Source organism: Vibrio algarum (assembly GCF_028204155.1).
Taxonomy (GTDB): Bacteria; Pseudomonadota; Gammaproteobacteria; order Enterobacterales; family Vibrionaceae; genus Vibrio; species Vibrio algarum.
Genome location: NZ_JAQLOI010000001.1, coordinates 3,174,629 through 3,188,957 on the forward strand (window position 1 = coordinate 3,174,629; position 14,329 = coordinate 3,188,957).

9 protein-coding genes are annotated in these 14,329 nt (G+C 43.6%); 7 read left to right on the forward strand and 2 right to left on the reverse strand.

What is annotated here, in order from left to right; translation table 11 throughout:
* Nucleotides 1-410: 410 nt before the first annotated feature.
* From gltB to PGX00_RS14855, 6 genes are all read left to right on the forward strand, one after another.
* Entirely contained in the window at nucleotides 411-4,958 is a 4,548-nt protein-coding gene (gltB, locus tag PGX00_RS14830; protein WP_272137731.1) for a glutamate synthase large subunit, read from the forward strand.
* A complete protein-coding gene (locus PGX00_RS14835; RefSeq protein ID WP_272137734.1) occupies nucleotides 4,958-6,430 on the forward strand; it encodes a glutamate synthase subunit beta in 1,473 nt (490 codons plus the stop codon). The genes gltB and PGX00_RS14835 overlap by 1 nt, the downstream gene beginning before the upstream one ends.
* Before the next feature lie 174 nt (nucleotides 6,431-6,604).
* Entirely contained in the window at nucleotides 6,605-7,300 is a 696-nt protein-coding gene (mtnN, locus tag PGX00_RS14840) for a 5'-methylthioadenosine/S-adenosylhomocysteine nucleosidase (protein WP_272137736.1), read from the forward strand.
* A gap of 5 nt (nucleotides 7,301-7,305) precedes the next feature.
* Nucleotides 7,306-8,259, forward strand: a complete 954-nt coding sequence (locus PGX00_RS14845) for a cobalamin biosynthesis family protein (protein WP_272137738.1) — start codon at nucleotides 7,306-7,308, stop codon at nucleotides 8,257-8,259.
* Nucleotide 8,260: 1 nt separating this feature from the next.
* Nucleotides 8,261-9,094, forward strand: a complete 834-nt coding sequence (btuF, locus tag PGX00_RS14850) for a vitamin B12 ABC transporter substrate-binding protein BtuF (RefSeq protein WP_272137740.1) — start codon at nucleotides 8,261-8,263, stop codon at nucleotides 9,092-9,094.
* Between the two features lie 188 nt (nucleotides 9,095-9,282).
* Nucleotides 9,283-9,903 carry a TRIC cation channel family protein gene (locus PGX00_RS14855; RefSeq protein WP_272137743.1) on the forward strand — a complete coding sequence of 207 codons (621 nt, stop codon included), beginning with the start codon at nucleotides 9,283-9,285 and terminating at the stop codon, nucleotides 9,901-9,903.
* A gap of 3 nt (nucleotides 9,904-9,906) precedes the next feature.
* Here the strand turns inward: PGX00_RS14855 and PGX00_RS14860 are convergent, their stop codons facing one another.
* The gene (locus tag PGX00_RS14860; RefSeq protein WP_272137745.1) at nucleotides 9,907-10,389 is read right to left on the reverse strand and encodes a CinA family protein; all 483 of its coding nucleotides are present in this window, start codon (nucleotides 10,387-10,389) and stop codon (nucleotides 9,907-9,909) included.
* A gap of 281 nt (nucleotides 10,390-10,670) precedes the next feature.
* Here PGX00_RS14860 and mutS point away from each other — a divergent pair, with 281 nt between their 5' ends.
* Nucleotides 10,671-13,232 (forward strand): DNA mismatch repair protein MutS, encoded by a 2,562-nt coding sequence (gene mutS, locus PGX00_RS14865; protein WP_272137747.1) that lies wholly within the window; start codon nucleotides 10,671-10,673, stop codon nucleotides 13,230-13,232.
* Nucleotides 13,233-13,302: 70 nt separating this feature from the next.
* Here mutS and rpoS read toward each other — a convergent pair whose 3' ends face one another.
* The gene (gene rpoS / locus PGX00_RS14870) at nucleotides 13,303-14,286 is read right to left on the reverse strand and encodes an RNA polymerase sigma factor RpoS (protein ID WP_272137749.1); all 984 of its coding nucleotides are present in this window, start codon (nucleotides 14,284-14,286) and stop codon (nucleotides 13,303-13,305) included.
* Between the last annotated feature and the right edge of the window lie 43 nt (nucleotides 14,287-14,329).

Sequence of the window (14,329 nt, forward strand, 5' to 3'; positions counted from 1 at the left end):
GATGCATAATGTTCGCTTGAATCCCCCATATTTTCACCATTTTTACTGTTTGTTATTCATATGGTTATTAAAAAAACGTAATCAAGCTCAACTTTTTGATGGAATTAAGCTACACAAAATTGTAGGATGGATGAACGTTCGCATTTAATACCCTAGGGAAAGGGCAGCTGTTTATTGCGGATTAATCTGTGTATATCTAACCCACCAATACAAACCACTACTAAGTGGAATAACAACAATAGATATCACTAACGGAATTGTTTTCTTCACAAATAAATTTCCTGTGAAGAACGGAATGGACTCAAGCTCACCACACTTGGTGATGCTATGAACTAAACAAATAATAAAACGATAGGGTCGAAATGCCTTCGGCATGTTACGCCTGAAATTTAATTGGAAGGATGTATCTTATGGTAGATAGAGAGCAGAAAACACAAGGTCTTTATACTCCTGAATTGGAGCATGATGCTTGTGGTATCGGTTTTGTTGCTCACTTAAAAAACCGTAAATCGCACGATGTTGTAACCCAAGCGCTAGATATGCTAGCGAGAATGGAACACCGCGGCGGTCAGGGTTGTGATCCATGCAGCGGAGACGGTGCTGGAATCTTGCTTCAAAAACCTCATGAATTTTTACTTGAAGAGACAGTAAAACTTGGTATCAAACTACCGTCTTTTGAAAAGTACGGCGTTGGGGTAATACTTTTCCCTAAAGACGAGTATAAACGTCAACAATGCCGCGATATCTTAGAGCGTAATGCGCGCCGCCTAGAGCTAGAGATTGTAGGCTATCGAGTTCTGCCTGTAGACAACTCTATGCTTGGTGATGACCCTCTAAGCACTGAACCGCAGTTCGAACACGTGTTTATTTCCGGTAGCCCTGGCACAACGCCTGAAGAGCTAGAGCGTAAACTGTACGTTTTACGTAATTACACGGTTCGTGTATGTCTTGAAAGTGTCTCTAATATTAAAGACGAGTTTTACATCAACTCAATGTCTTATAAGACGCTTGTTTATAAAGGCCAGTTAACGACAGAGCAAGTACCTCAATACTTCTTAGACCTTGGTAACCCAACCATGGTTACCGCTCTAGCGCTAGTACACTCTCGCTTCTCTACCAATACATTCCCAAGATGGCGCCTAGCGCAGCCTTTCCGTTATATCGCACACAACGGTGAAATTAACACCGTACGCGGTAACTTGAACTGGATGAAAGCGCGTGAGGCTATCCTAGAGTCAGATTTGTTTACTCAAGCTGAAATCGACATGTTACTTCCTATCTGTCAAGAAGGAATGTCGGACTCATCTAACTTTGATATGGCGTTAGAACTACTTGTTCTTTCGGGCCGTAGCTTGCCACATGCTCTAATGATGATGATTCCAGAAGCGTGGCAAGAAAATAAAAACATGGACAAGACACGTCGCGCATTCTATCAATATCACGCTAACTTGATGGAACCATGGGATGGTCCTGCTTCAGTCTGTTTCACCGATGGTGTTCAAGTAGGGGCAACTTTGGACCGTAATGGTCTACGTCCCTCTCGCTATACTGTGACCAAGGATAACTTCCTTGTGATGGCATCTGAATCTGGCGTGGTCGAAATTGCACCAAGCAATGTGGAATATCATGGCCGCTTGCAGCCAGGTCGTATCTTCGTTGCTGACCTAGAAGAAGGCCGTATTATTTCTGATGAAGAAGTAAAAGATGGTATTTCTTCAGCTCAACCCTATCAAAAGTGGGTAAAAGACAACCTTCTTAGCCTTAAAAAGCTACCTGAAGCTGATAACATGCACCACCAACCTTCTGCGGAGCGTTTGCTTCATAGCCAACAAGCCTTTGGTATCACTACCGAAGAAGTGAACGACATTATCGTTCCTATGGCTAAAGACGGTAAAGAGCCACTAGGCTCAATGGGTGCTGACTGGCCGCTAGCAATCCTGTCACATCAGTCTCAGCATTTATCTAACTATTTTAAGCAATTGTTTGCTCAGGTAACCAACCCACCAATCGATCCGATTCGTGAGCGCATGGTTATGTCTCTGAATACTTACCTAGGTAAAGATCAGAACTTACTGACTGAATCAGCAGAACACTGTCAAAAGGTTGAACTTGAATCACCTGTACTTTCTAACTCAGAGTTAGAAAAACTGCGTGCTATAGATAACGAACACCTTCAAGCTAAAACACTTGATATCGTATTCCGTGCAAGTGAAGAAGAAGGCAAGTTAGAGCGCGCTTTAAAACGTGTTTGTCAATATGCCGAAGATGCCGTTAACGATGGCTACTCGATTATTCTCTTAACTGACCGTGCAACCAACTCTAACCATGCAGCTATCCCTGCGATGCTTGCCGTTGGTGCTGTTCACCACCACTTAATTCGTAAAGGCTTACGTGCGAAGTGTGACATTGTTATAGAGACAGGTGATGCTCGTGAAACCCATCATTTTGCCACGCTAATCGGGTATGGTGCGAATGCGGTTAACCCTTACTTAGTAATGGAATCGATTGTTGATCTACAGAAGAAGAAAAAACTAGATCCAGAAACACCATCAGAAGAGTTGTTCAACAACTATCGTATCGGTGTAAATGGCGGTCTACTTAAGATCTTCTCTAAGATGGGTATCTCTACACTTCAGTCTTATCACGGTGCACAAATTTTTGAAGCGCTTGGTATTAGTAAATCTGTTGTTGATAAGTACTTCACTGGTACGGTTACTCGTATTCAGGGTCTGACTATTGACGATATTGCGAAAGAAGTACTTGTACGTCATCGTATTGGCTTCCCTACTCGCGAGATCCCTATCCAGATGCTAGATGTAGGTGGTGTTTATCAATGGAAACAGCGTGGTGAAAAACACCTGTTTAACCCAGAAACGATTTCACTACTTCAAAAGTCAACGCGCAACAAAGACTATGCTCAGTTCAAACAGTATACCAGCGCGGTTGATGCTCAGGGTGACGATGCAGCAACACTGCGTAGCCAATTAGATTTCGTTAAAAACCCAGCAGGTTCTATCCCTCTTGAAGAAGTAGAACCTATTGAAAGCATCCTCAAACGCTTTGCTACTGGTGCAATGAGCTTTGGTTCAATCTCATACGAAGCTCACTCAACACTTGCCGTTGCGATGAACCGTATTGGTGCAAAATCCAACTCTGGTGAGGGTGGTGAAGACCCAGATCGTTTCGAAAGAAAAGAAAATGGTGACTGGGAACGCTCAGCTATCAAGCAGGTCGCTTCAGGTCGCTTCGGTGTTACCTCTTACTACCTGACCAATGCTGACGAAATTCAGATTAAAATGGCGCAAGGTGCAAAACCAGGTGAAGGCGGTCAATTACCAGGTGATAAAGTAGATGATTGGATTGGTGCAACTCGTCACTCCACTCCAGGAGTCGGCCTTATTTCACCACCGCCACATCACGATATCTACTCAATCGAAGATTTGGCTCAACTTATCTACGATTTGAAAAATGCGAACCGCGATGGTCGAGTTAACGTGAAACTCGTATCTGAAGCAGGTGTAGGTACTATCGCTTCAGGTGTTGCTAAAGCAAAAGCTGACGTTGTACTTATTGCTGGCTTTGACGGTGGTACAGGTGCTTCACCTATTTCATCTATCCGCCACACTGGTCTTCCTTGGGAACTAGGCTTGGCCGAAACTCACCAGACGCTACTGAAAAACGGCCTACGTAACCGTATCGTTGTTCAGTCTGATGGTCAGATGAAAACACCTCGCGACCTTGCAGTAGCAACGCTACTGGGCGCAGAAGAGTGGGGCGTAGCGACTGCAGCGCTTGTCGTTGAAGGTTGTATCATGATGCGTAAGTGTCATAAAAACACTTGCCCAGTTGGTATCGCAACCCAGAACAAGACATTACGTGAACGTTTCGATGGTCGTGTTGATGACGTAGTAACTTTCTTCCAGTACATGGCTGAAGGTTTACGTGAAGTCATGGCTGAACTGGGTTTCCGTACGATTCAAGAAATGGTTGGTCAATCACACAAACTGAAAGTACGTGACGATATCAAACACTGGAAATATAAAAACCTAGATCTTTCTCCTGTTCTTCATATTGAAGAAGCACGTGAAGCCGATGGTATATACAACCAGATCAAACAGAATCACCAACTTGAAGAAGTTATTGACCGTAAATTGATTGAACTTGCGAAACCTGCTCTTGAGAAAGGTGAAGCGGTTTCAGCACAGTTACCAATTATCAATACAGACCGTAGTACGGGTACGATGCTATCGAACGAGATTTCGAAAGTCTATCGAGACCAAGGTCTACCTCAACCAATGGAAGTGAAATTCACTGGTTCTGCAGGTCAATCTTTTGGTGCTTTCCTAGCGAAAGGCGTGAAGTTTGAAGTAGAAGGTAATGCAAATGACTATTGGGGCAAAGGCCTATCTGGCGGTACGCTAGTACTTTACCCTGATTCAAGTGCAAGCATTGTACCTGAAGAAAATATCGTTGTTGGTAACGTCTGTTTCTACGGTGCTACCTCTGGTGAGTCCTTCATTCGAGGCCTTGCTGGTGAACGTTTCTGTGTAAGAAACTCAGGTGCTAAAGTTGTTGTTGAAGGTGTTGGTGACCACGGTTGTGAATACATGACTGGTGGTATCGCTGTTATCCTTGGCTCTACAGGCAGAAACTTTGCTGCAGGTATGAGTGGCGGTACAGCTTATGTTTGGGATAAAGCTGGTGATTTTGAAACTAAGCTTAACCCTGAACTCGTTGACCTAGATCCTATTGAACAAGAAGATAAAGACCTTCTACACGACATGCTAACTAAGCAAGTTAAGTTCACTGGAAGTACAGTTGCACAAGCTTTCCTAGACGATTTTGACGCGAATTTAGCGCAAATGACCAAGGTAATGCCGCGTGATTACAAAGCGGTTTTACAAAAACGTAAAGCAGAAGCACAAGCAGCAAACACGGAAGAGTTGGAGGCAGTATAATGGGTAAGGCTACTGGATTTTTAGAGCATGGTCGTGAACTGCCAAAGAAGATCGACCCAAGTGTTCGTATTCAAAACAACAAAGAATTCGTTCTAAACGAAGAATTTGGTGAGAAAATTGCGACTCAAGCTTCTCGCTGTATGGACTGTGGTGTGCCGTTTTGTCATAACGGCTGTCCGATCGGTAATATCATCCCCGAGTTTAACGATGCTGTTTATCGTGATAGCTGGGAAGAAGCGTGGCACATTCTTAGCAGTACAAACAACTTCCCTGAGTTTACGGGTCGAGTTTGTCCTGCTCCTTGTGAAACGTCTTGTGTCCTTGGTATAAACCAAGACCCTATTACTATCTGTAATATAGAAAAGACCATTGTAGAAACCGCCTATCGTGAAGGCTATGCTCAACCTAAAAAACCACGTATTCGCTCGGGTAAAACTATCGCGATTATAGGTTCGGGTCCTGCCGGTCTTGCCGCTGCAGAGCAGCTAAATAGCGCAGGTCACTGCGTGACGGTTTATGAACGAGACGAAAAAGTGGGTGGACTGCTTCGCTTTGGTATTCCAGACTTTAAGCTAGGTATGGATGTCATTGATCGCAAGGTTAATCTAATGGAAGAGGCTGGCATCATCTTTGAAACCAACTCTCACATTGGTGTAGATATTAATGCTCAACAGCTTCGTCAAGAATTTGATGCTGTGTTGCTTACAGGTGGCTCAACTGTGCCACGTGATCTTCCAATCCCAGGCCGTGAACTTAAGGGCGTCCATTTCGCTATGGAATTCCTTGGTCAAAATAACCGTCGTGCAAACAATATGAATCTTAAAACTGAAGAGATTCATGCTAAAGATTGTAACGTGGTGGTTATCGGTGGTGGTGATACAGGCTCTGACTGCGTAGGTACTTCTAATCGCCATGGTGCGACAAGTATTACTCAAGTAGAAATCATGCCAATGCCACCAGAGATGCGCCCGGTAAACATGCCATGGCCTGAATATCCAATGATTCTGCGCACATCCACTTCTCATGAAGAGGGCTGTGAGCGTCACTGGAATATCTTAACTAAAGAGTTCATCGGTGATGAATCTGGTCAAGTAACTGGTTTGCGTTTAGCGGATATCGAATGGGAAGAAGCTAAGCCTGGTGAACGTCCAAACTTTAAAGAAGTAGAAGGCAGTGAGCGCGTTATTCCTTGTGATAAAGCGTTTTTGGCAATGGGTTTCTTACACCCAGAACCAACGGGTGTTCTAGCTCAACTAGATATCAAACTGGATGAGCGCGGTAACGTTGCTACTGAAGGCTTTGCTACAAACCAAAAAGGCATATTTGCTGCGGGTGATATGCGTACAGGCCAGTCACTTGTCGTTCGTTGTATCAACGAAGGACGCGAATGCGCCCGTGCTGTTGATGACTTCCTAATGGGGACGACGAATTTGGAAGCGAAAGCGGACTCGCTAATGCTTTCAAATGTTTAATATTTTTATATAACAAAGGTTTCCTTCCAAACTTTGTTTTGGCCAGCTAATTTAGCTGGCCTTTTTTTGTCTTCAATCCAAAAGGTTTCGCCCAGCTAGATTCTAGATTCCTTGCCCAAATCTATATGCTACAATCGCCCATTAAGTATCTATTTAAATTTCTGAGAGAAAATCATGAAAATCGGCATTATTGGTGCGATGGAACAAGAAGTCACCATCTTAAAAGAAGCAATCGTTAACTGTGTTGAAGAGAAAAAAGCGAGCTGTACCTTTTATTCTGGTCAACTAAACGGTGTCGAAGTAGTCCTGCTTCAGTCTGGCATAGGAAAAGTAGCCGCTGCCATTGGTACGACTATTCTTTTAGACCAATTTTCTCCTGATGTCGTTATCAATACTGGTTCAGCCGGTGGTTTTGACTCAAGCCTTAACTTAGGCGATGTTGTCGTCTCTACAGAAGTTCGTCACCACGATGCAGATGTCACAGCATTTGGCTATGAAATGGGCCAAATGGCAAGCCAACCCGCTGCATTTGTTGCCGACAAAGCACTCATTGAAGTGGCAGAAAAAGCCATTGCGATAAAAAAAGGCCAACATTCCGTTCGTGGTCTTATCTGTACTGGTGACGCTTTTGTCTGCTCAGATGAGAAAAAGGAATATATACGTAAATACTTCCCATCGGTGATTGCCGTTGAAATGGAAGCTGCGGCGGTTGCTCAAACCTGCCATCAATTCGGCGTTCCTTTTGTTGTTGTACGTGCGATATCTGATGTTGCTGATAAGGAATCCCCAATGAGCTTTGACGAATTCTTGCCTTTGGCGGCAAAAAGCTCATCTGAAATGGTTTCCAATATGGTTACGTTGTTGAAGTAACCATTATGCAAGCTGCATTCGATCAAATATACAGTAATGGCGCTCTATTAGTTTTGTGGGGAGCCTTACTGTTCCATTTGATTCTCCCTATCCCAATATCAGGCCATCCAGCAACACTTTGGAGAGCCTTTGCAAGGATCCTTGCGGACAAGGTCAATACCAACAAAAGCTACTCACAAAGTCTAATTTCAGGCACTTTAGCTTGGGTATTAATGGCCGTACCGGCTTTGATTGTATTGGTCGCATTGAAACCTTTAGTTTGGCAACCCCAACTTTTCGACCTTGCATTACTTCTTCTCGCTATCGACTGGCGAAATAGTGAAAAGCTGGGACATGGCCTTGCCGATGCTATTGCAAAAGAAGATAAAAAACTTGCCAGAAGCCTACTAGAGCCAATTCTAAACAGAGTAACAAAGTCACTGTCTCCTGTCGGTATTGGCAAAGCAGGCGCTGAAACCCTGATTTTGGGTTACGGACGAAATGTCGTTTCGGTTCTTTTTTGGTTTGGTCTCACTGGCGGAATTGGCGCACTCCTGTTTAGGTTAATCTCTGAATTGGCCAGAGCATGGTCTCCTAGCCGAAGTCAATTTCTACCCTTTGGCCTTCCTGCCACTCGAATGTTAGCGCTATTTGAGTTTATTCCACTTCGCATATTCAGCATCATGGTTATCCTTGGCAAGAATGCCACACAGGTTTTTGGTCAAGTATTAATGCAAAGTAAAACATGGCCAATGCCAGGGCCTGCTTGGCTCCTTTCCTCTGTCGGGAGTAAACTTGAGCTCTCATTAGGTGGACCGGCTATTTACGGAGACAGTAAGACTGTCAGGCCTAAAATCGGTGGAAGGGTTGTGCCAACCGCTCTGCATATTGGTCAGATACAAAAACTGCTCGCATGGCGGTTGTTTGTCTGGATAGCATTACAAAGTACTCTGATGTTTTTGCTCTATCAGGGTATATAACGTGCGTTTCATTACTTTTGTTTTATTATTCGCAGTTAGTCCATTAGCTCATTCAATAGAGCGGGTTATTTCGCTTGCCCCCTCCTCTACTGAACTCGTCTACGCTGCAGGCCTTGGGGACAAACTGGTTGCCGTTAGTGAATACAGCGATTATCCAGAAGAGGCTCAATTATTAGAAAAAGTCGCTAATTTTGATAGCGTCAATATTGAAAGAATTATTGCGCTTAATCCAGATCTGATTGTCGCTTGGCGATCCGGAGGATCAATTAAGTCTCTCAACCAACTGAAGGGGCTCGGTTTCTCCATCTATTACTCTGACACTACCTACGTGGCTGACATTGCAGATAGAATTGAAGAGTTAAGTCAATATGCTGACAAGCCAGATGTGGGTAGAACAAATGCTAAGGCGTTTAGAGAAGAACTGAAACGGCTACAAGACCAATATTCTAGCGGAGCCCCTATTTCCTACTTCTATCAACTTAGTAGCAAGCCTATTTATACCATTGCTAACAATCATTGGCCTAGTGAGGTATTTTCACTGTGTGGGGGGATTAATATTTTTGAACAGTCACCAACCCCGTACCCTCAAGTAGGTCTAGAGCAAGTTATTGTAAAAGCACCACAGGTTATGTTTACTTCTCCCCACACTGTGCAAAACACTGAATTGTGGACGCCATGGCAAAAACAGATCCCAGCGGTTAGCAATAAATTTATCTGGTCACTCAATGCCGATTGGTTAAATCGCCCAACTCCTCGCTCGCTAAAAGCAATTGAGCAAGCATGCCAGCACTTTGAAATCGCGAGAAAAACATACAGTACAAACCAGATAAAATAACCAGAACTATGGATAATTTATACCACTCAGCATCCCCTCGTAGGTAAGATTACCGGTTACCTTTCGCTTAATTACTCAGATTTGTTCAATAATGTAATGCGACGGATTAGGATAATTACTTCGTCATGACACTATGAATTGGAGTAGAATCTAGTTAATTTCTTTTTCCTAAACGCCTTTAGCAACCTATGGATTCTACTCTACTCTACTTTATCGATATTTTTGGTACCGCTGTATTTGCTATTTCAGGCGTACTGCTTGCGGGACGATTGAAGATGGATCCGTTTGGCGTCATCGTACTTGGTAGTGTTACTGCTATAGGCGGAGGCACGATCAGAGATATGGCATTAGGAGCAACACCCGTATTTTGGATTACCAATACCGCTTACATCTGGATAATTATTATCACATGCTTGTTAACAATACTTATTGTTCGCCATCCAAGACGCTTGCCTTGGTTCGTATTACCTGTTTTTGATGCGATTGGGCTCGGTGCGTTTGTTGGAATTGGTGTTGAAAAGTCTCTGTTGTTTCAAGACTCTTACTTAATCGCTGTCATTATGGGTGTTATAACTGGCTGTGGCGGTGGGATTATCCGTGACGTGCTAGCAAGAGAAGTACCAATGGTCCTAAGAAGCGAAGTTTATGCTACAGCATGCATCATAGGCGGTTCTATCCATGTTGGCGCACTCTACCTCGACTACAGCAACAGAGTCGCCTTTATTTCCGGTGCGCTCGCCACGTTAATCATTCGACTGGGAGCTATCAAATGGCACTTATCACTGCCAACGTTTGCCCTTCATCGATAAGAATTAGCTAAGTAAATCCACTAATTTCGCGAGGGCATGGCAACATGCCTGATTGCGAACACTTGCTCTATCACCACTAAAACAGATCATCTCTTGAACTTCAATCGAGTTACCGATTTTCCAGCCAAACCATACTGTACCCACGGGCTTTTCAGCGGTTCCACCTGTAGGCCCAGCAATACCACTCACCGATATCGCTACGGTTCCCCTCGAATGTCTCAATGCACCTGAAGCCATCTCTTCTACGGTTTCTTGACTCACTGCCCCATAGATATTGAGCGTTTTAGGATTGACGTCAATCATGTCCATCTTTGATTCGTTACTATAGGTAACAAATGCCCTATCGAACCAAGCTGAACTACCTGAAATATCAGTAATAGCGGCCGCAATGCCGCCTCCGGTGCAAGATTCTGCCGTCACCAATACATGGTTATTTTCTGCAAGTAAAGCACCTGCTTTTTGGCTTAGCTCACTGAGTGGTAGCATCGGTCAAAACCCTCTAATCTGATCTATTTTTATTGTTAGTTTACGTATCCTAACGCCCTAATATTCAATGTCAAAGATCTCATTTTTTATTTGCTCTCGCTTATTAAAGTCAATTTTTTATAAAAATGAATGGTTATGCATTATTATTGTATTTGATGTGGTTACGCCATTCTTTACGTAAATCACACGCCAAAATTCCTTGAAATCATCTTGCCTGTAATTTCGATTCACGTATCCTTAACGTCTCAAAATTTAGTTAACTAGCTACCATTAAGGTCACCATGGCAAAAGCGACTCAAACTCATACCCCTATGATGCAGCAATACCTAAAACTCAAGGCAGAAAACCCTGAGATATTACTGTTTTATCGCATGGGCGATTTCTACGAGCTTTTCTATGATGATGCAAAAAAAGCATCCCAACTTTTAGATATTTCACTCACTAAACGTGGTGCATCCGCCGGTGAGCCGATTCCCATGGCTGGGGTTCCATTTCATGCGGTTGAAGGGTATTTGGCGAAGCTGGTGCAACTGGGCGAGTCCATCGCTATATGCGAACAAATAGGCGACCCTGCCACCAGTAAAGGTCCGGTGGAAAGACAAGTTGTACGTATTATTACTCCGGGCACCGTGACCGATGAAGCCTTATTGTCTGAGCGTACAGATAATTTGATTGCGGCTATTTATCATCAAAAAGGTAAATATGGCTATGCCACATTAGACATTACTTCTGGTCGTTTTCAATTATCGGAGCCTGAAACAGAAGAGGCTATGCTCGCAGAGCTTCAGCGAACCTCACCAAAAGAGCTGCTTTTCCCTGAAGATTTTGAACCTGTAGAGGTGCTAGCAAACTGTAAAGGCAGTCGTCGTCGCCCTATCTGGGAGTTTGAGCTAGACACAGCAAAACAACAACTAAACCAACAGTTTGGTACTCGTGACTTAGTTGGGTTTGGGGTCGAGCAGGCTCGCTTAGGTCTTTGTGCGGCAGGCTGTCTGATTCAATATGTAAAAGATACTCAGAAAACCGCGTTGCCACATATTCGCTCCCTCACTTTCGATAGTCAGGATAACTCCGTAATTCTTGATGCGGCTACGCGTCGAAACCTAGAAATCACACAAAATTTGTCTGGTGGCTATGACAACACACTCGCCGCTGTAATGGACCATAGCTCAACAGCAATGGGAAGCAGAATGCTGCAACGCTGGTTGCACCAACCGATGCGCTGTAAAGAGACCTTAAATCAACGTCTATCTGCGATAACGGAGATTAAAGATCAAGGTGCTTTTATTGAACTTAAGCCTGTACTGAAACAGATTGGTGATATTGAAAGGATCATCGCTCGCCTTGCAATACGTACTGCCAGACCAAGAGACTTAGCGCGCTTACGCCACGCTATGCAGCAACTTCCTGAGCTAGAAAGCCAATTACAATCCCTCTCTGACCCATACTTAGCTAAACTCGCTAAGTATGCAGCACCAATGGAAGAGACCTGCCATCTATTAGAAATCGCGGTTAAAGAAAATCCGCCAGTCGTCATTAGAGATGGTGGCGTTATTGCTCCGGGATATAATTCGGATCTGGATGAATGGCGTGCATTAGCGGACGGAGCAACAGAGTATTTAGAAAAACTTGAAATTGAAGAGCGAGATAGACACGGAATAGACACCTTAAAAGTGGGCTTCAATAACGTGCATGGCTTTTATATTCAAGTAAGTAGAGGCCAAAGTCATTTAGTGCCGCCACATTATGTGCGTCGTCAAACACTAAAAAATGCTGAACGCTATATTATTCCAGAACTAAAAGAACATGAAGATAAGGTTTTAAGTTCTAAGTCTAAAGCGCTCTCGATAGAGAAACAGCTTTGGGAACAACTGTTTGACCTACTGCTTCCGCATTTGGAACAGATGCAAAACTTAGCCTCTTCTCTCTCTCAATTAGATGTTTTACAAAATTTGGCTGAAAGAGCAGATAGCCTAAACTACTGTCGACCACAATTGACCGATGCTATTGGCATTCAGATAAAAAATGGTCGCCATCCCGTTGTAGAACAAGTAATGAATGATCCGTTTATTGCCAACCCTATCGACCTAAACCCAAGTCGCAAAATGTTGATTATTACCGGTCCAAACATGGGCGGTAAATCCACTTATATGCGTCAGACAGCATTGATTGTATTGCTCGCTCATATTGGTTCTTTTGTGCCAGCAGAAGAAGCCGTTATCGGCTCAGTCGATAGAATTTTCACCCGTATAGGCGCTTCTGATGATCTCGCGTCAGGTCGGTCTACCTTTATGGTTGAAATGACAGAGACAGCGAATATTCTTCATAATGCTACTCCACATAGCTTAGTGCTAATGGATGAAATTGGTCGCGGAACCAGTACTTACGATGGCCTTTCTTTGGCATGGGCTAGTGCCGAATGGCTTGCCAACCAAATCGGGGCAATGACACTGTTCGCTACCCATTACTTTGAACTTACAGAGCTACCAAATCTTGTAAAACATTTAGCCAATGTCCATTTAGATGCGGTAGAACACGGAGACAGCATTGCTTTCATGCATGCGGTTCAAGAAGGAGCGGCGAGTAAATCCTACGGCTTGGCCGTTGCCGGGCTAGCTGGTGTACCTAAAACGGTGATAAAGAATGCTCGCGCGAAGTTAAATCAACTTGAAAAATTAGCAGACCAACCACGTGGTGGATCTAATGAGGTCGATATTGCTAATCAACTCAGTTTGATACCGGAAGCAAGTGAAGTTGAAGAGGCACTCTCCAATATAGACCCTGATGATCTAACACCACGACAGGCGTTAGATGAACTGTATCGTTTAAAAAAGCTACTTTAAAACAACTAAAAAAGGCGTTGCTGGTTTTATGAATAAACCAAGCAAACGCCTTTCGATTTTCTGATATGGATTAACCCTGTTGGTCTACATCAAATAGAGATTCCATATTCAATCCCTGCTTAAGTAAGATTTCACGCAATCGACGTAAGCCTTCGACTTGAATCTGGCGCACACGTTCGCGTGTTAAGCTTATTTCTCGGCCAACTTCTTCAAGTGTTGATGGTTCATATCCTAGTAAACCAAAGCGTCGTGCGAGTACTTCTTTCTGCTTAGGGTTAAGCTCGTCTAGCCAATCAATAAGTGAGCTCTTAATATCATCGTCTTGCGTAGACACTTCAGGATCTGAATGATTGTTGTCTGGGATGATATCTAGTAATGCTTTTTCACCATCGCCACCGATAGGCGTATCTACAGAGCTTACTCGCTCATTAAGCCGAAGCATTTTACTTACATCACTTACAGGCTTATCTAGTTTCTCAGCAATTTCTTCTGCCGTAGGCTCATGATCCAGCTTTTGCGAAAGTTCACGCGCTGTTCGTAGATATATATTTAGCTCTTTTACAACGTGGATAGGTAGACGGATGGTACGAGTTTGATTCATCAATGCACGTTCTATCGTTTGACGAATCCACCACGTTGCATAAGTAGAAAATCGGAACCCACGTTCAGGATCAAATTTCTCAACAGCGCGGATAAGACCTAAGTTACCTTCTTCAATTAGATCGAGTAACGCGAGACCTCGGTTACTATAACGACGTGATATTTTCACAACAAGTCGCAGATTACTTTCAATCATGCGTTTACGTGCTGCTTCGTCACCGCGCAAAGCTCTGCGAGCATATAATACTTCTTCTTCCGCGGTTAATAGTGGTGAGAAACCAATTTCTCCAAGATAAAGCTGTGTCGCATCTAAACTCTTAGCAGTGACTTCAAACTCTTCTTTGGCTTCTTTTTTTGATTTAACTTCTTGAACAAGACTCGAATCCAAAGAACCTATCGCTTCTTCGTTGGTCTCAAACTCTTCGACTTTTGTTGCTGCATTGCTGATACTCATAGTGCCTCCCCTTGGCGAGCTAGCAAGACATTCCTTTATAAAT